The following is an 18,036-nucleotide window of genomic DNA, read 5'->3' as shown; positions in this document are numbered from 1 at the left end:
GATTTTTGGAGCATCTCGACATGCCCTCTCTACCGCTGATCAAAATATCCTGCATGCCTTCTCGACCAACAGCCATCTCAACAGGATTGATGTTGCTGTTTCTGGTTAGTGCTCACAGTCTCTGCCATGCAGCAGAACCTGATTCCCCGATCCTCTACGAAAACCGTGTTCGCGCCATTCTGAATAATAAATGCGTGCGCTGTCATGGTCCCAGCGAAAAAAAAGCGGGGCTGGATCTCAGCACTCCCAGGGGGATACTCAAAGGCAGCGAATCAGGACGCATCCTGCAAGGAGACGCTGTTGATGAAAGCCTGTTATTCCAGATGATCGAGGCTGATGAAATGCCTCCGGAAGAAAAAGATCGTCTCAGCGCAGCAGAGCGCGAGACAATCCGCGCATGGATTCAGACAGGAGCCCATTTCAGGGAATCCGTCAAAGCCATACCAGCGGTAACACAACATGATATCATCCCTCTGCTTCATCTCCGCTGTGTTGCCTGCCACGGTGGCCGCCGCCAGGAGGCGGGTCTGGACCTGAGGACCAGGCAGTCCATTATGAAGGGAGGCAAATCCGGCCCGGTAGTCGTTTCGGGGAATCCAGAAGCGAGTCTGCTGATTCAACGTATTAAAGCCGCCGAGATGCCTCCCAGGCGGAAACTGGTCTCTGTCAGTGTCAAACCTATGGAGGCGAATGAGCTGGAGCGACTCTCCCAGTGGATTCAGTTGGGGCTCCCCGAGGTTAATGATTCTGCGATGACGGAATCAGAGACTCTCGTCAGCGAAGAGGATCGCCAATTCTGGTCTTTTCAGCCTCCGATTCAAGTTGAGCCCCCTCATGTCAAACAGCAGCACCGAGTGCAGAATCCCATTGATGCATTCATTATAAAAAAGCTCGAGGACAAGGGGCTTACATTAGCTCCTCCAGCAGACAAACGCACGCTGATCCGTCGTCTGTCGATTGATTTAACTGGGCTGCCACCCACTCCGGGAGAAATCGACCAGTTTTTAAACGATGATGATCCCCAGTCCTATGAAAACCTGGTTGACCGCCTGCTGGCCTCCCCCCGTTATGGTGAGCGCTGGGCCAGACACTGGTTGGACGTCGTCGGTTATGCAGATTCGGAAGGGGCGCAAAATGAAGACAAGCTGCGTCCTCACATGTATCGCTATCGTGACTACGTGATCCGCGCATTGAATGAAGATAAACCCTATTCACGATTCCTGCAGGAACAGATCGCCGGCGACGAACTTGTCGATTACCAGTCCGGAAATATCACACCAGAAGTCTATGACTGCCTGGTAGCCACCGGTTTTTTGCGTACAGCTCCCGACAGAACCTTCGCCAACATCACCAATTTCGTACCGGATCGACTTGAAGTCATCTCAGATGAAATTCAGATCCTGGGCTCAGCCGTCATGGGGTTGACCATCAAATGCGCCCGCTGCCACTCGCATAAATTCGACCCGATTCCGCAAAGCGACTACTACCGCCTGACGGCTATTTTCAAGGCGGCGTATGATGAACATGACTGGTTAAAATCACAGGGCCCTCGTACCCTGTCTCATGTCAGCCAGGAAGAACATCAGAAATATCAGGAACACGAACGCCAGCTGTCTCGACAACAGGGGCTACTACAAAAAAAACTTACCCAGTTAGATCCGACTAAACCAGACTATCAACAGAAAACTACAGAAGTTAAAAAACGGATCGCCGCCCTGAAGGATCAACACTGGCCAGCCCCTCGGATTCGCGCCCTCTGGTCCCGAGAGTCTCCATCGCCCACCTATATCTATAAACGAGGAAACTATCTCACACCGGGTCGACCAGTCGAACCAGGTGTGCCTGCTGTCTTAACCAGTGCGGTTGAATCAATTAAATTTGATCAAGTATCTCCTGATGGAAAGCCCATCGGTCGTCGACTGCTCTTCGCCCGCTGGCTGACTCAACCCGATCACCCCCTGACAGCACGGGTGATAGTCAATCGAATCTGGCTACATCATTTTGGACGGGGTATCGTCAATACACCTGGAAACTTTGGCCGTGCAGGAGAGCGCCCGACTCACCCGGAACTCCTTGACTGGCTGGCAACCGAATTCGTTCAACAGAACTGGAGTATGAAGTCCATCCACAAGCTGATGGTCACATCCAGTACTTATCGGCAGTCTTCTGACATTTCCGATGAAGCGGCCCGGCTCGACCCAAACGGAAGCCTCCTATCCCGAATGCCACTCAAACGAATGGAAGCGGAGGTTCTCCGTGATTCTCTTCTGGCAATCTGCGGCCAGTTGGACGAAACCCCGTTCGGACCAGCTGATCCGGTTGAGGCACGCGCCGATGGTCTGGTGACATCCCGGCGGGGTAAAGCTGGATGGCGCAGAAGTATCTACGTTTTACAGCGTCGCACCAAAATCCCCACCTTACTGGAAAACTTTGATTTCCCTCAAATGGGACCGAATTGTATTCAGCGTGGGGAATCGCTGGTGGCTCCTCAGGCATTGCATCTCATGAATAACGAGATGATCCACCAGCTTGCGGTCTACTTAGCTGGAAATATTCAAAACACTGTTGGTGACGACAGGGAGCAACAGGTCCAGCAAATCTACCTGAGAGCACTGGGCCGAGAACCAGATCCTGAGGAAACCAGAATCGGACTGGAAACGCTTCAGTTGCTGGAAGAAAAGTGGAATACTCAACTGAAAGATAAGCAGAGCTCCTCAACCAGCATACAAAAAGCATTGAGCAGTTACTGTCACGCGATATTCAATCTGGCTGAATTCCAATACATCAATTGAATCAGAAAACCCCATACTGAATATTTCAGAAAACGAATGTCAGACATGAAACAGGAACACCTGATCGAAAATCATGTAAACAGACGCAGTTTTTTCGAGCAAGTCGCAACGGGACTTCAGGGCGCTGCGTTAACCTGGCTCCTGCAGCAGGACCTGTATGCCGAGTCTACAGCTTCTGAAACGAAAAAACATCAATCATTATCAGTTCCTCACCACAGACCTCGGGCCAAATCTGTCATTCATCTGTTTATGAATGGCGGACCCAGCCAGATGGACCTGTTTGACCCGAAACCGATGCTCGACAAACTGCACGGCAAAGAACATTTCAAACAGATCGCAGGCGAAGTCGAATTTCCCGAACGTGCAGGAGCTTTAATGAAGAGTCCGTTCCAATTCGCCCAGCACGGTGAATCGGGAATGTGGGTCTCTGATGTTATGCCTCACCTGGCGAAACAGGTCGACGATATCACGATGATTCGTTCAATGTATACGACCAATCTGACACATGAGCCGGCACTTTACAAAATTCAGTCAGGCAGCGAATTTACTGGTCACCCTGCCCTGGGTGCCTGGGTCTCCTATGGACTGGGAAGTGAGAACCATAACCTGCCCGCTTATGTTGTACTGGATGATCCACTGGGACTGCCCGTTAACGGAATCGAAAACTGGCAGGCGGGTTTTCTACCTGCGCAACACCAGGGAACCCGTTTTCGTGCAACCGGTTCACCTGTCTTGAATCTGAAACCGGAATTTGAGCACCCACCGGCAGTTTCAGAATTGGAACGGAATCTGATTTCGCGTCTGGACCAGATTCACCAGCGTCGACATCAACACCAGCGTCAACTCGAAGCACGACTTTCAACCTATGCCCTGGCCGCCCGCATGCAGATTGCCGCCTCCGATGCACTTGATCTTTCCCAGGAAACGGCTGAGACACAGAGAATGTACGGGATTGATCAGCCGGTTACAGAATCTTACGGACGTCGCTGCCTGATTGCACGCCGGCTTATTGAACGTGGCGTTCGTTTTATTCAGCTGTTTATCAATAGCCAGATCTGGGACTCACATAATGCGATTGCCTCCAGCTTGAAATCAGCCTGCCAGAGAACAGATAAACCAGTTGCAGCACTTCTACAGGATCTCAAGCAGCGCGGACTGCTGGATGAGACCCTGGTGATGTGGGGGGGAGAAATGGGTCGGCTCCCGATAGCGCAATTGTCCCCCGATAAAGATGCACGCAAATCAGGCCGCGATCATAATAAAAACGCGCTTTGCACCTGGATGGCAGGGGGCGGTGTGAAACGGGGCCTGATTCTAGGTGAAACCGATGAACTGGGATTCGCCGCCGTGGAAAACCGGGTCAGTGTTCCCGACTGGCACGCCACGATGCTGCACCTGCTTGGTCTGAATCACGAAGAGCTTTTCATCGAACGCAATGGACTCAAAGAACGCCTCACAGGTGTCGGCAACGAACCCCGAGTTATCACAGAGATTCTGGCCTGAAAGCTGACAGAGACTGGCCCCCGCCAACGGGGATCCAGCTCAAACAAGGGAGTTGATAAACGCATTCTTAATGCAGGCCGTAACGACTCATTTTGTAGTGCAGCGTACGCACACTGACCCCCAGCAGCTTGGCCGTCTTTTCACGATGATAGTCGCAGGCTGCGAGTGCTGTCGTAATCGCTTCTTTTTCAGCGTCCTCAGTCACCTCTGCCAGTGTCTTCACATGCGCGGAATCAGAAGCAGGAGTCGGACTCAACTCCACCGGCAGATCCGGAGCTTCAATCAAATCTGCCGGCAGCGTGACTACCAATCTTTCGATGACGTTCCGCAACTGACGCACATTTCCGGGCCAGCGAGCGGTTACGAATATGCGCATGGCCTCTGGTGAAACAGTCTTCAACGGTCGATTATGCCGCTGGCAGAAATGTGTCAGAAAATGCTCAATCAACAAAGGAATATCATCGCGACGCTCACGCAGTGCGGGGATATGAATGGGAATGACATTCAGGCGATAAAACAGATCCTCACGGAAGGTTCCATCTTCGATCAAGGGCTCGACGGCTTTGTTCGTGGCTGAAATGATGCGAGCATCACTGGTGAGAACCTCTTCTCCTCCAACTCTCATATATTGTTGAGTTTCCAGCACACGGAGCAGATCGACCTGACTTTTGGCAGGCATTTCTGTCACTTCATCCAGGAACAGAGAACCTCCCTGTGCCTGTTCAAAACAACCGGGCTTCTGTCGCGTCGCTCCGCTGAAAGATCCTTTTTCATGACCGAAGAGTTCACTCTCCAGCAGCGTTTCCGGCATTGCTCCCAGATTGACAGCCACGAATGGGCCACTACTCCGATTACTCAAATCATGGACAGCCCTGGCAATCAACTCTTTTCCAGTACCACTTTCTCCCTGAATCAGAATCGTAGCATCAGTGGCCGCCACCTGGCGAATCTGCTGGAACACATCATGCATGGCCGCACAGTTACCAATGATATTGGAAACTTCTCCAGCGTTAACCAGACGATTACGCAATTCACGGTTTTCAATCTGCAACCGATAGTGTTCGCGGGCCTTACGGACCTGATGTCGAATCAAATCGAGATCCAGCGGTTTGGTAATAAAATCAAATGCCCCCAGCCGCATCGATTTGACTGCCGTCTCAACGGTACCATGGGCGGTGATCACGATGGTTGTTGTCTGGGGACTGCTGCGGAGGATCTGTTCAATCAGTTCCAGCCCATCCATTTCACCCGGTAAGCGCACATCGGCGATGACCAGTTGATAAGTCCCTTCACGAAATTTAACGAGACCTTCCTCAGCATCCTGGGCTGTCTCCAGAACATCCGCCTCTTTCGCTAACCCCTTGGCAAGCCCGGAGCGAATGTTGGGCTCATCATCAATGATTAAAATTCCAAAACCGTCTGTATTCATGCTGTCCCACTTGCTGGCAATAAAACTGAGAACGTGGTGCCACTCGGACCCGTGTTGAAATCGATTGTTCCATCGTGTTGTCGTACAATCTTCTCACATAGTGCAAGTCCCATGCCGGTCCCTTCGTGCCGCGTCGTGAAGTAAGGGTCAAATATTCGCTCACGCAGTTCGGCAGGGATTCCTTTCCCGGTATCGGTAATGCTGATTCGCAACCAGTCCCCCTCCTGATTAAGACCGATCGTCAGTACCCCGCCTCCCGGCATCGCTTGTATAGCATTGAGTGCCAGATTCAGAAGTACCTGATCGATGTGAACGGAATCAGCCATGATCTCTGGAGGCTTTTCCTGCGGCAGCTTCACCTCTACTTTCACTTTCTGCTGCTCAGCCTGTGGTCTGATGAAGCGGACCAGTTTATTGATTAATGCGGTTAAATCAACACGGGATCGTCCTGGTTCAGACATCGAAGCATAATCACGAAACCCTTCGAGTACTGAAGTCAGTCGCTTGACTTCGGTTTGAATGACTTCCAGCATTTCATCGATTTCGTCTGATCGATTCTGAGACTCCAGAGCCTCTTCAAGAAGTTGCACATGGAGTGATAGTGCACTCAGTGGATTTTTGATTTCATGCTGCAGCCCGGTTGCGAGAGAACCCAGACCTGCATAGCGCTCCATGCGACGTAAGCGTTGTTCCATTAAAGCGCGTTCCGTCACGTCACGAACGTGGAGCACAGTACCCAGCTCTTCCTGGCGTTCATTCCGCAACAGACTACAACCCGCCCTGAGAGTCTGTTCATGACCATCACGATTGATCGTATAATCACAGTCCCGCACGGGCGAATGATGTGCATTCACATGGCTGCAGATCACGCATAAGAGCGTATGTTCGACCCCCACATCAGAGAGCGGGCGACCAATGACAGGTTCTTCCAGGCTCAATAATTCGCGTCCGCGGGGATTGATACTTGTGATGATCTCATCTCGGTCCGTCGTCAATACACCCTGATCCATACTAGCCAGAACGTCACTGGCCATCACTTTGACTTCACGGAGAGATCGCTCACTGTTGAGATAAGCTCGCACCAACAGAACTAGAGCAATTGCGGTCACAATAATGTTGAGAAACAACAGAATCGATAATTGCGACTGAAATCGCAGTTCCCCCGCCAGTTCCCGAGCAACTGCCAGGTCGCTGTCGGGCAGATGACGAATGATTTTAGCAACGATTTCCTGCTCGTGGTGGAAATCGACCAGAATCCAGAGCGTCACCACCAGACCGGTAAGGCTCAGTAAAGCCAGCCCCCCGATTGCCAGTTGAAAACCGCGGCTGACCCGCGTTTCGTAAACATGAAACATCCGTTGAACTCCGGCCCCGGCTAAATTTCCAGACAAAAACATCCGGAAAGAACTGAAACAAGACTAGTTTTACTTACAGGTGCACCGAGGAAGGGCTGGCGGAATCGTTTGCTGCTCGATGTGTTAACGCAATCAATTTTCTCATAAGGCATTATATTCAGTTTATAAGATTTTCTCAATTAAATTCATCCCTCGTCTGAATCCGTCCATTTATGTGCAGCTTATTGCAGGCCCACTGCAGGACATTGCAGAATACCTTCCTTCAACAAATTCCTACATCGAATTTTTGCTGGAACAAAATGGTTCTCTAGAGGGGAAAATCAATTTAAAAGGAAAAGTTTACATATCCTGCCGCCTTTAAATTCAATGGAATGCAAATCGCAATCCAAATCAAAATTGAACTGGTCTGTTTAATGCCAGACGGCTAAATATCCCCCCCAATCAAATGGCCCTTATTGGAATCTCAGCTATGCTCAAGAATCAATATTCAGGGACAGAATCCGCTTTTCCATTGCGAATTTTTGCGGACAAACAACCTACGCACATCTTCCGTCGCCTCTCAATATGGATCGTCGCGATAGCTGGCCTGTTTGTTTTTTTTGTCTCCCCTACTCAAGCCGAGTTGCCTGAGGTACAGGGAACAAACGAAAACCTCACATCTCAGCTTCAAGATCTTCAGCGACAGATCGATGAGTTAAAGTCGCAGCAGATCATGACCGTTCAGAATCTCGCCCCGCCCGCAACGGATCCCATGATGGATGCTCCGGATGAATACGATTCCGATCTGCCTTCCTACCTGTTCGGAGACTCAAATACTCCGCAGGATTTCCCAACAGTCAGACTCACTGGCTTCTTCCAGGCAGATGCTGTCTGGTTCAGCCAGGACAGTAAAAACATACAGGCTGTGGGAGATGTTCAAAACGGAACTGATTTTCGTCGTGCCCGTCTGGCTGCGACTGGGGATGCCTGGGAAAATATAGGCTACATGCTTGAAATGGACTTCGCTTTTCCCGGTCGCCCTTCATTCATGGATGTCTGGCTGGAAGTGCGAGACGTCCTGGGGGGAAATACGGTACGCGTCGGTCAATACCGTCAACCGATAGGTATGGATGCATTAACCAGTGTAAAAGAGCTGACATTCCTGGAACGTGCACTCCCTTTCGCTTTTCTTCCATTCCGACAGATTGGTGCCATGTACTTCGGAAATACAGAAGACGAACGGTCAACCTACGCCATTTCAGGATTCCGATATCCAACGGGCCCTTATGGTGGGAATATCGGTGACAGCGGCGGTTATGGACTCGCCACTCGACTGACCCATCTCCTCGTTGATAATGGAGATGGAAACGGGCTGGTCCATATCGGGGCAGACTATAGTTATGCCAATCCAGCCAATAATCTGATTCAATACCGTAACCAGCCCGAAGTCTTCGTGACAGAGGCGGGCGGATCCAATGTTCCCGTTGGAGTTCCGAGTGCCGTGCCTCCCTTTGTAGACACGGGGTTGATTTCAGCACAAGACTATCACCTGTTCGATGCTGAACTCGCATATGCGATTGGATCATTTTATGCACAATCAGAAGTCCTGTATTCCATCGTGCAACAGAGAAATGGCGAGGTCGACAACTTTTCTGGAGCGTACGCTCATTTCGGCTATTTCCTGACGGGAGAATCTCGGGCTTATAACCGCAAGGGGGGTGTTTTTGGACGCGTCAAACCACTCGATCCCTTCAATCGCGATGGAGGCTGTGGCGCGTGGGAAGTTGCAGGACGCTGGTCGTATATTGACTTGAATGACAAATCAATCCAGGGTGGTCGAATGACCGATTTAACATTGGGCCTGAACTGGTATCTGAATCAGTTCACAAAATTTCAATTCAACTATATTCATTCATTCCTTCACAGCAGTCCAGCCGTTTACGGACCTGTCGTGAATAATTCGAATGCAGATATCTTTGCTCTTCGTGCACAGGTTGATTTTTGATTATTCCTGCGTGTCCAGAGTATCACAACCACAGCCTGAATAACTGAGACCTGGTTCACTCACACAGAACATTTCTTCTCGAGCTGGTTTATCTTGAACCAGCTCTTTTTCTGATTCATATCGCTTGAACAAAATGCTGCCGCTGATGTCTTAGGCTCATTAGCGATTCATTTCTTCGAACGCAATGATTTAGCTTGCTCACAAGCTACTCCTCTGGACTAACACTGCATCCCGATAACCATCCACTAGTAAATGTAATCGTAATTCTAGTCGTCCTATTGAATTCTCGATACTGCGGAAGCCCCGTCCTCTCGGTCTGATTTAAAAAGAGTGGACAACGTCTGGGTATTATTATCTGGTCTCAGGGCAGAGTTTAAAAACATCTGCAGAAATAGAAAAAGCAGCCCTGTAAGTAATCTACAGGGCTGCTTTTCTTGAGATAACAGGAACGTGTCCGCCGCGAAGTTCAGACTCCCAGATTAAGCACGTAGTCGCCAGCCACCCATCATGCTAGCTACCCGCCAAAGTAAGCACATGAAGGTGACCGGCAAACTACGAAATATCCAGTCGAGGAACAAGACTGAACCCCCCACTTGCGTGGGCATTGGTAATGCGCAACTGATTAACTCAGGAACCAGCACGACGGAACACGACTCCTCTTATCTTGCGAAACAAAACAGTTTTTCGACGACCATAATCTTCCAACTGTTTTACTCCGCAAGTAGAAACATAATTGAACCAGAATCAATCTCTGATTCTTCTTAATTACTCAATGGTCTTTACAACAACATGGTTTTAAATGAATGAGTGGCTGAGGCATAAAATGAACGAAATGGAGAGTCGTCCGGCTTCCAGTCCACTCATTCATTGGTGAAGTTTTTGAGCCGTACTCTAACATCACATCGTTTTATGTTTTTGCAGTTCGCTCCCTCATCGAAAGGGTATCCCAGGTAGATTTTGCCTGCGGCCCGAGTGATTTTGTCGAGAATCTGGCAGCATCGAAGTTATCCATTTTTGAGAGATACTGAGCCATACTGCTGGCGACATCGTCGAGGTCAATCACACCGGGAGCATTTCCCAGACCGAATAGCAGAGAGCCATCGCGACGTTCCAGGTCCACATGCAGAATTCGACAGGATGCCAGATCGTAGATGCCATACCAGACCGGGACAACACGTTGCAGCCTGTTCACAAATTCCTGAATTTTCCAGGCCATCGCTGCAGCATTCACAAACACCACGGTTTTGATCAGCTTATTACGGTCAAGCGTGAAGCGGGGCACACTTCCAGAAAGGAATCGCGTCTTCTTCCCCAGAGCTGATGCAGCAATTTCGATGGACGGCATGATGGAATTAACAAGGGATCGGATTGAGCTGTCTGCTGCAGTAATTTCCGGTCGCGGAGAAAGAAACTGATCTACGGCTACAGATACTGCATCGCAACCAGTGTGTCCCAGCACAACAACTCCCTCAAGCGTCGGTAGATATTCAACTGCGTGTGCCAGACTCCCCAGACATTCCGCAGAAGCCACATTTCCTGCTAACTGGATTTCATAAACCTCATTGGGACGTTGATTAAAAATATCCAGAACAGGGACACGAGCATCAGAGCAGGCTAAAACAGCGGCACGAGGAGTTTGTGGTGGAATTTCTCCCAGAGCCCCTAACTGCTCGATATAACTCTGTTTGTATTCTTCAGGGCTTGTAGTGGCAGAAGTGTCGCCCCTGCTTAAAGCTTCCTCCAGTAACTGTTGCTCGCAGCGCAGTGTTTCCACAAATTCCATATTTCCATGGTTCAGTGATTCTTTCACGCACTGACAGGTATTTGACAATGATGTGGAATCCATTTTATTTGTCTCCTGAAAACGGGTAGCTGGTTCGCCTTACACTTACCCTGTCTACAAACGCTCCCAGATGGTCAGGGCACACCATCCAGAGACTACCCGATTCAGATCTATCTATTAGTATTTGATACCGATAATTGAAAATCGAAAGTATGTCAGTCTTCCCGATCTGACATTAACTGCCTCTACTTGCAAGAGGCATACCGGCGCAGCAAAAATTCTTTCACTGAAAATAGAAAGATTCAGTGAAAGCCTGAAATATCAGTAATAAAAACATACAAATTCATTTAGCTGACTGCGATTCTTCCAGCCAATGAGTTCGGAGGTGAGCAGTATGAGACAACGATTCCATGCAACTCTTTGCAGTTCAGACGCAATATCGTGCATATATTTTCAAGAATCGTAATCATTGCCTGGTCATGCGATATCCAGGTTGTCTGTTTAACCATTCATAGAGTGAATTGGTGGAATGAATGAGATAGCGAGAGAAGAGCCGTAGATAGTACGCCCGGCCTGGCTGTTATAGAGATGGATTACTTTTCTCTCGTTGTGCAGCCCCACTCCTGTTAAGGCAGGGAGTCAGCTTGATCAGCCTGCTGATGAGATATCATCAGCAAGGGGCAGGTTACTGATTTTCCAGCTTCCTGATTGCCTCTTTGAGAGCGTTGATATCGTCTGCTGAAATATTCTCTTCTTCCAGAAGATTTAACATGAGGCTCGGCAGCGAGTCTTTCAGCAACACCTGCTTGATCTGGCCGAGCATCGAGCGTGAGACTTCTTCTCGCGAGACCACGGGTTGATAGATATAAGCACGGCCGTTTTTGACTCTTTTCAAGACTTTCTTTTTTTGTACCAGAAGACTGAGGGTCGTCATCACGGTTGTATAGGCCAGATCCCGTGGTAATGCATCACAAACATCCTGGACGCTGGCCTCTCCGAGATCCCAGATCACATCCATCAGTTCCAGTTCATAAGGCGTCAGCCGATAGTCTTTCACAGATTAACCCAATACAGAAGAAAGTCAGTTTATTTTCTGAACAGAGTTTAACGACTCTAAAGCTCAGTTAAAACCAGTCTTCCGGCTCCCCACCCAAACATCAATCAGAGAATTTCAGCGAGGGTCTTTATGAATTTTCCAAACCGGCCTTTACTACTATATCAATAGTTGTTACTTTTCGCCGCAAATTGGAGGCTTTGGTAAGACATCCGCCTCTCTGCACTACTGACATAAGTACACAGACAAGGATTGACTGATGACAATTCTCGATAAAAAACAGAAGTGGTTGATTTCCATTAGCTTGAGCTGTTGCCTGATCTGGATCATTTCCGCTCGCAGTTCTCAGGGAGAAGTCCTGACAGGGGTAATCCAGCACCTGTCACGAAACTCAGTCTCACAGTCCCCGGTTCCAACAGGTAGTATCGATACATCTTCCAGCCGCGTTTACACATATGTGGGAAAAACCGGTTTTGGACATGAGCATGCCGTGGAAGGTAAAATTAAATCGGGTTCCTTGAACCTCGGAGTCCGCAGCAATGCGGGTGAAATTATTTTCGATATGACAACCTGGCGGGCAGATACTGCTCAAGCAAGGCAATATATCGGCTTAAGCGGTACCACATCTGCATCGACCCAGAAAGATGTGAATGCCAATATGCTAGGTAGTTCCGTGCTCGATGTGCAGAAATATCCGACAGCCACATTCGAAGTCAATTCGGCACTTCCGCTGCAACAGAAATCAAGTTCCGGCAAACCGCTCTACCAGCTAAGCGGTAAGTTCACATTGCACGGAGTGGCACGAAAAATGAACATTGTCGCAGAAGTGACAGAGAAAAAAGACTCCTATCACCTGCGAGGCAACTTCTCCATTTTACAGTCGCACTATGGAATCACTCCCTTCAGTAAGGCTTTTGGCGCAGTCGGCGTTACAGATCAATTAAAAATATATGGTGAAATTGACGTGGCCAGATAACATGGATCCTTAACTTTCTTTCGCGACAACACAGTTAATACGGTAAGACAGAATGATTAGTTGCCCCACGGTAGAGAAGAAAGTGATTCGCAGTCACTACAATTTGTCAACGTTGTTCTATCGTCTGCTCTGGGGACGTCATATCCATCATGGACTTTGGAATGAAGAACTTGCGAATTCAGAGAATCATCAGGACAGATACCGCGCACCAGCCCAGGCGCAACAGCAGTTGACGGAAACGATGGCTGAACTGATACCGATTCAGGATGGTCAGGACCTGCTTGATGTCGGCTGTGGTATGGGAGGTTCATCCATGTTTCTGTCGCAGGCATTCAAGTGTAATGTCACGGGGATCACACTCAGTCCCATTCAAAGACGCTGGGCCAGCCTGGAAGCATTTTTTCGCGGGCAATCCAGTCGTACCCGCTTCCTCTGTCAGGATGCTGAGACAGCAGAATTCCCTGCAGAATCATTTGATGTCATCTGGAGCATCGAGTGCACAGAACACCTGTTTGATAAACCAGCCTTTTTCCAGAAAGCAGCCTCCTGGCTCAGACCGGGAGGAAGGATGATTATCTGTGCCTGGTTGGCCGGCGAAGAATTAGACACCGATGAGGCAAAACAAAACGTCTACGATGTCTGTGAAGGGTTCTTCTGCCCTTCACTGGGGAACGCCGCTGATTATCAATCCTGGATAGAGCAGTCTGGTCTGGAATTTGATGATTTCCATAACTGGACCAATCGCGTCAGCCAGACCTGGGAAATCTGTCATCAACGGGTCAAAAAAACAAAAGTTCGCTGGCTGGCGAAACTCATCGATCAAAATACCGTTATGTTTCTGGATCGGTTCGAAACCATTCTTAAGGCATACGAGACCGGTGCAATGCAGTATGGATGCTTCGTTGCCAGCAAACCAGAAGCGAAATAATTTAATAACGACCTCGAGGAAGCAGGGATGCGACGTTTCGTTGGTATTGTATTCGGGATCGCAACACAATTGTTGTTCCTGATCACAGTCTGGTACCTGTTCTGGTTTCTGAAAGAAGACTTCAGTCATCACGCAAATGGCTCTCTGGCCATTGATGCACTGCTGGCTATCCAGTTCGCGGTCGGACACAGTCTGCTGCTCTATCCGGGCATACGCACTGCAATCACACGCAGGCTTCCCTCACAATTCTATGGTAGCCTGTTTTGTGTGCAAACTTGTGTGGGCATCCTGTTAACGGCATTCTGCTGGCGCAGCAGCCCGATAGAAATCTGGAATCTGTCAGGTTGGGGAGGTTGGCTGATGACAGCTGGCTTTTATGGATCGTGGCTTACGCTGCTCTATAGTCTCAACCTGACCGGTCTGGGCTATCAGACCGGTCTCACTCAATGGTGGTACTGGCTGAGAAAACAACCGCTGCCCAGAAGGGATTTTCAACCACGTAGTCTCTACTGCTGCCTGCGGCATCCGGTTTACCTGAGTTTCATGGGCTTACTCTGGTTCACACCTTTGATGACTCTGGATCGCGCTGTTCTGACTGGAATCTGGACGACCTATATATTCATCGGAAGTTATCTGAAAGATGAACGTCTCAGTTTCTATATTGGAAAACCGTACCGTGACTATCAATCCAGAGTACCCGGCTATCCCTTCATCTTTTTTGGTCCCCTCGGAAAGCGGAAGACAAAAGTTGCATCCGTAAAACCAATTGAAAAAACTCCTCTACAGACAACTTGAGCTATCATTACTTCTTCAACCCCCCTGCGTTTCACTCTCCCACTGTTAAAAGCATCAGCGACATGTCGATTCATCGTAAACGATTCTGGTTGCTGGTCATCTATGTACTGATACTGCTGCCTTTCGTCGGCTATGGGGCTTTTCAAGCACTTCAGACCAAAGTCAATTCTCCGCTGGACTGGGTCGATGGATCTTTCCCTGCCCGGGCAGACTATGATCGATTCCGGGAACAGTTCGGCAATGCAGATACCGTAATCATCAGCTGGAAAGATTGTACGCTGGACAATCCGGATCTGGACCAGTTTGTATCCGCCCTACGCACAGATGCCGTTTTTAAGGATGATTCTGGACAATGGTACTTTGAACGCGTGATCTCCGGCAAAGAGATATACCTCTCTTTAAGCTCCCCTGCCATGCGTCTGAATGATCGGGAAGTTCACCATCGACTGGATGGGACTTTCATTGGAAAAGACCATGAAACAACCTGTATTGTTGTGAGTTTCACGTCAGATGGCCTGCTTAAACGAAAAGAGCTGGTAAGCGATATCCGATCTGCCCTGGAAACACTTTGTCATGTTTCGGCGGAAGAATGTTATCTTGCAGGTCCCATCATAGATGGACTGGAAATTGACCTGGCCAGCAAAGATTCCATGGACAGGTTTGTCCTCCCCTCAACCTTGATGGTCTTGTTAATCTGCTGGATCTGCCTGCGTTCACTCCGCGCGGCGCTGCTCGTCTTTGGTCTGTCACTTCTGGCCCAGGGTATTACACTGGCATTGATTCATTACAGTGGAGAAAGTATCACTGCACTGTTGATCGTGCTCCCCCCGTTAATTCAGGTACTCGCAGTCGCGGGTGGGATTCATCTGGTCAACTATTACTTTGATGCAGTCAAAGACCCGCAGATTACCAGTCCTGCTGCGTATGCTTTTCAGGTTGGCTGGCTGCCCTGTCTGCTCTCTGCAGGGACGACTGCAATTGGACTGGCTTCTCTGCTCGTCAGCGGGCTGACACCGATTCGACTGTTCGGCGGTTACGCCGCCTGTGGTGTGCTGATTACTACAGGACTGCTGTTAAGCCTGATTCCGGGAGTCTTCACTGTCTGGCCTCTCAAACGGCCTGCGAAATCGACATCTGAAACGGAAGACTGCGAGGAAGATCGACACGACATCTGGTACTTTCTGACAACAATTTTAAAAAGAAACCATACCGTGATTGTCTGTCTGGCTCTGCTCGCGATGCTGGGAGCCAGTCTGGGAATTTCCCGAATCTCTGCTTCCGTGCGTATCGAAACACTATTTTCTGAGAACAGCAAAATACTGAATGACTATGGCTGGCTGGAAGATCATGTCGGCTCACTCGTCCCGATCGAAGTGGTTTTGACCTGCTCACCTGACGTGGACCTGACGTTTCGTGAACAGTTACTGATGGTCTGGGATATCGAACGCAGCCTGCGTAAGACCAGCATGGTCAACCGTACGATCTCCACCATGTCATTTGCCCCCCGATTTCCCCGTCCGGAGAATCTATCGGATGAATTATTTCAGTACCAGCTCAATGAAGCACTGACACGTTTCAGACCTCAGTTTATGAATGCAGGATATCTGAAAGAAATAGACGGCAAGCATCTGTTCCGAATTACTGCGTATGTCAGCGCACTCAACGATGTGGACTATAATGCGTGCCTGGAACAGATAGGAACACATGTAGAATCAGCGCTGATTACAAAGTTTGAGACGATTCCTGCAGGCGTAAAAACACAACAGACCGGCATCATGCCTCTGGTCCACGAAATTCAACGGCAGTTAATGCAGGATCTGTTTAAAAGCTTTCTGTTTGCCTTTTTGATCATTGCGGTTGTCATGACGATTGTTCAAGGCGGACTTTCTGCGGGGTTAGTATCCATGGTCTCCAACGTGTTTCCACCGTTGATGATCTTCGGACTTCTGGGTTGGCTGTCCGTCGCTGTCGATATCGGATCTGTAATGACAGCCAGTGTGGCACTCGGTATCGCCGTCGATGATACCCTGCACTATCTGACCTTTTTCCGCCGCCATTTGGATGCGGGGCATTCGTCCCGGGAATCAGTGCTCTATGCTTATCGCCACTGCGGAAAGGCGATGATTCAGACATCACTGATCTGCGGCCTCGGCCTGCTTGTGTTTGCACTGAGCAGTTTTGTACCTACATCCCGATTTGCCTGGATGATGGCGGGACTGTTGATGATGGCCCTGCTGGGAGATTTGATCGTCCTGCCAGCTCTGCTTTTAAGCCCTCTGGGACGATGCTTTGAGCTTAAGCCTGAGACAGATCACAATCATTAATTAAAGCGGCTTCAATGGTCAGTCCAGGACCAAAGCCCAGCATGACACAGGGTAAGCGTGCCTGTTCTGCCTGGAGTTTTTTGAGAATAAACAGCACGGTAGGAGAAGACATGTTTCCATAACGTGCCAGAACTTCTCGAGAAGGACTTAGCAGAGATTCCTCAAAACCGACTGTTTCCGCGACCGCACTCAGAATGCGAGGGCCGCCGGGATGAATCGCCCAACTACCCACATCTTCAATGTTCATTCCCTGCTGAAGTAACCATCGCTTGAGCCAGGGACGCAGATTTTCATGGATCAGATCCGGGATGCGAGGGGAGAGTGTCATTTCAAATCCATTGTCGCCGATGCGCCAGCTCATCATCTCTTCGGAGTCTGGTACGATCGTTGATCCGGATGCGATCAGCTGCCAACGATCAGCAGGTTCCCCAGAAGCTTGCTTTCCCACAACCGCCGCAGCACCATCCGCAAACAACGCATTCGCTACAATTTTATCCGGACACCAGCCGTACTGCTGATGCAGGCTGCACAATTCAACCGCACAGACCAGAACTCTTGCCCGGGGATCATTGTCTGTAAAAGCCTTGGCAATCCGCAACCCGTTTAGTGCACCATGACAGCCCATAAATCCGACGTGTGTACGAGACACATCTGCGGGCAGGCCCAGTTCTCTGACCAGAGCAATATCAAAACCGGGGGCGCTGAATCCACTGCACGAAACCGTGATCAGTTGGGTAATCTCACCAGGGGTTACCTGACTTTTCTGCAACGCTGCTTCCACGGCTGAAACGGCCAGGGAAGCGGCATTCGCTTCATACGCCTGCATACGCTGTGATGTCGTTGGCCCCTGATCAGACTCTGATTCTGCGGGAGGATAGAAACTCTGTTGTGCCATCTCACCATTGGTGCTGCTCTCCAGCACGACACTGTGCCGGGTTTTAACACCGGCTCTTCGATACAGAACTGGCAGTAACCGTCTTTGCTGTTCTGTTGATTCCGCCGAACAGCTGAGTGCCTCCGCATGTGAGGCGGCTTCAATCTGCTCGATTGAATGTAAGGGATTGACTGTTCCAATTCCAAGGATTTCAAAACTCATCTGTATTACTCGATCTC

The 18,036-nt window shown here is 49.5% G+C and carries 12 protein-coding genes; 7 read left to right on the top strand and 5 right to left on the bottom strand.

Annotation, left to right across the window (positions count from 1 at the left end):
* Positions 1-53 precede the first annotated feature (53 nt).
* Together RID21_RS05135 and RID21_RS05130 are read left to right on the top strand one after the other, a co-directional pair.
* Positions 54-2,792 (top strand): PSD1 and planctomycete cytochrome C domain-containing protein, encoded by a 2,739-nt coding sequence (locus RID21_RS05135; RefSeq protein WP_350187487.1) that lies wholly within the window; start codon positions 54-56, stop codon positions 2,790-2,792.
* Between the two features lie 36 nt (positions 2,793-2,828).
* Entirely contained in the window at positions 2,829-4,295 is a 1,467-nt protein-coding gene (locus tag RID21_RS05130; RefSeq protein ID WP_350187486.1) for a DUF1501 domain-containing protein, read from the top strand.
* Between the two features lie 67 nt (positions 4,296-4,362).
* Here RID21_RS05130 and RID21_RS05125 read toward each other — a convergent pair whose 3' ends face one another.
* Entirely contained in the window at positions 4,363-5,724 is a 1,362-nt protein-coding gene (locus RID21_RS05125) for a sigma-54-dependent transcriptional regulator (protein ID WP_350187485.1), read from the bottom strand.
* Entirely contained in the window at positions 5,721-7,079 is a 1,359-nt protein-coding gene (locus RID21_RS05120) for a two-component system sensor histidine kinase NtrB (RefSeq protein ID WP_145439643.1), read from the bottom strand. Before RID21_RS05120 ends, RID21_RS05125 begins: the two co-directional genes overlap by 4 nt.
* A 712-nt stretch (positions 7,080-7,791) precedes the next feature.
* Between RID21_RS05120 and RID21_RS05115 the strand changes: the two genes are divergently transcribed.
* Complete coding sequence (locus RID21_RS05115; protein ID WP_350187483.1) at positions 7,792-9,063, top strand: OprO/OprP family phosphate-selective porin; 1,272 nt, start codon at positions 7,792-7,794, stop codon at positions 9,061-9,063.
* A gap of 907 nt (positions 9,064-9,970) precedes the next feature.
* Here the strand turns inward: RID21_RS05115 and RID21_RS05110 are convergent.
* On the bottom strand, positions 9,971-10,909 hold the full coding sequence (locus RID21_RS05110; protein ID WP_350187482.1) for a carbonic anhydrase: 939 nt from the start codon (positions 10,907-10,909) through the stop codon (positions 9,971-9,973).
* Positions 10,910-11,531: 622 nt separating this feature from the next.
* Entirely contained in the window at positions 11,532-11,903 is a 372-nt protein-coding gene (locus RID21_RS05105; RefSeq protein ID WP_350187481.1) for a BlaI/MecI/CopY family transcriptional regulator, read from the bottom strand.
* Between the two features lie 256 nt (positions 11,904-12,159).
* Between RID21_RS05105 and RID21_RS05100 the strand changes: the two genes are divergently transcribed.
* The 4 genes from RID21_RS05100 to RID21_RS05085 all read left to right on the top strand — a co-directional run bounded on the left by RID21_RS05100 (position 12,160) and on the right by RID21_RS05085 (position 16,923).
* The gene (locus tag RID21_RS05100) at positions 12,160-12,876 is read left to right on the top strand and encodes a YceI family protein (RefSeq protein ID WP_350187480.1); all 717 of its coding nucleotides are present in this window, start codon (positions 12,160-12,162) and stop codon (positions 12,874-12,876) included.
* Between the two features lie 52 nt (positions 12,877-12,928).
* The gene (locus RID21_RS05095) at positions 12,929-13,804 is read left to right on the top strand and encodes an SAM-dependent methyltransferase (RefSeq protein ID WP_350187479.1); all 876 of its coding nucleotides are present in this window, start codon (positions 12,929-12,931) and stop codon (positions 13,802-13,804) included.
* Positions 13,805-13,831: 27 nt separating this feature from the next.
* Entirely contained in the window at positions 13,832-14,599 is a 768-nt protein-coding gene (locus RID21_RS05090; RefSeq protein ID WP_350187478.1) for a hypothetical protein, read from the top strand.
* Between the two features lie 62 nt (positions 14,600-14,661).
* A complete protein-coding gene (locus tag RID21_RS05085) occupies positions 14,662-16,923 on the top strand; it encodes an efflux RND transporter permease subunit (RefSeq protein WP_350187477.1) in 2,262 nt (753 codons plus the stop codon).
* Here RID21_RS05085 and RID21_RS05080 read toward each other — a convergent pair.
* A complete protein-coding gene (locus tag RID21_RS05080; protein ID WP_350187476.1) occupies positions 16,895-18,019 on the bottom strand; it encodes a type III polyketide synthase in 1,125 nt (374 codons plus the stop codon). The two genes, RID21_RS05085 and RID21_RS05080, sit on opposite strands and share 29 nt — an antisense overlap.
* Positions 18,020-18,036: the final 17 nt, after the last annotated feature.

Source organism: Gimesia sp., assembly GCF_040219335.1.
Taxonomy (GTDB): domain Bacteria; phylum Planctomycetota; class Planctomycetia; order Planctomycetales; family Planctomycetaceae; genus Gimesia.
The sequence above is the reverse complement of the archived record's forward strand: the minus strand, read 5'-3'. Positions and strand labels throughout refer to the sequence as shown.

Coding starts and splice junctions, on each gene's coding strand:
- RID21_RS05135 (WP_350187487.1), top strand. CDS start 54: ATGCCTTCTCGACCAACAGCCATCTCAACAGGATTGATGTTGCTGTTT.
- RID21_RS05130 (WP_350187486.1), top strand. CDS start 2,829: ATGTCAGACATGAAACAGGAACACCTGATCGAAAATCATGTAAACAGA.
- RID21_RS05125 (WP_350187485.1), bottom strand. CDS start 5,724: ATGAATACAGACGGTTTTGGAATTTTAATCATTGATGATGAGCCCAAC.
- RID21_RS05120 (WP_145439643.1), bottom strand. CDS start 7,079: ATGTTTCATGTTTACGAAACGCGGGTCAGCCGCGGTTTTCAACTGGCA.
- RID21_RS05115 (WP_350187483.1), top strand. CDS start 7,792: ATGACCGTTCAGAATCTCGCCCCGCCCGCAACGGATCCCATGATGGAT.
- RID21_RS05110 (WP_350187482.1), bottom strand. CDS start 10,909: ATGGATTCCACATCATTGTCAAATACCTGTCAGTGCGTGAAAGAATCA.
- RID21_RS05100 (WP_350187480.1), top strand. CDS start 12,160: ATGACAATTCTCGATAAAAAACAGAAGTGGTTGATTTCCATTAGCTTG.
- RID21_RS05095 (WP_350187479.1), top strand. CDS start 12,929: ATGATTAGTTGCCCCACGGTAGAGAAGAAAGTGATTCGCAGTCACTAC.
- RID21_RS05090 (WP_350187478.1), top strand. CDS start 13,832: ATGCGACGTTTCGTTGGTATTGTATTCGGGATCGCAACACAATTGTTG.
- RID21_RS05085 (WP_350187477.1), top strand. CDS start 14,662: ATGTCGATTCATCGTAAACGATTCTGGTTGCTGGTCATCTATGTACTG.
- RID21_RS05080 (WP_350187476.1), bottom strand. CDS start 18,019: ATGAGTTTTGAAATCCTTGGAATTGGAACAGTCAATCCCTTACATTCA.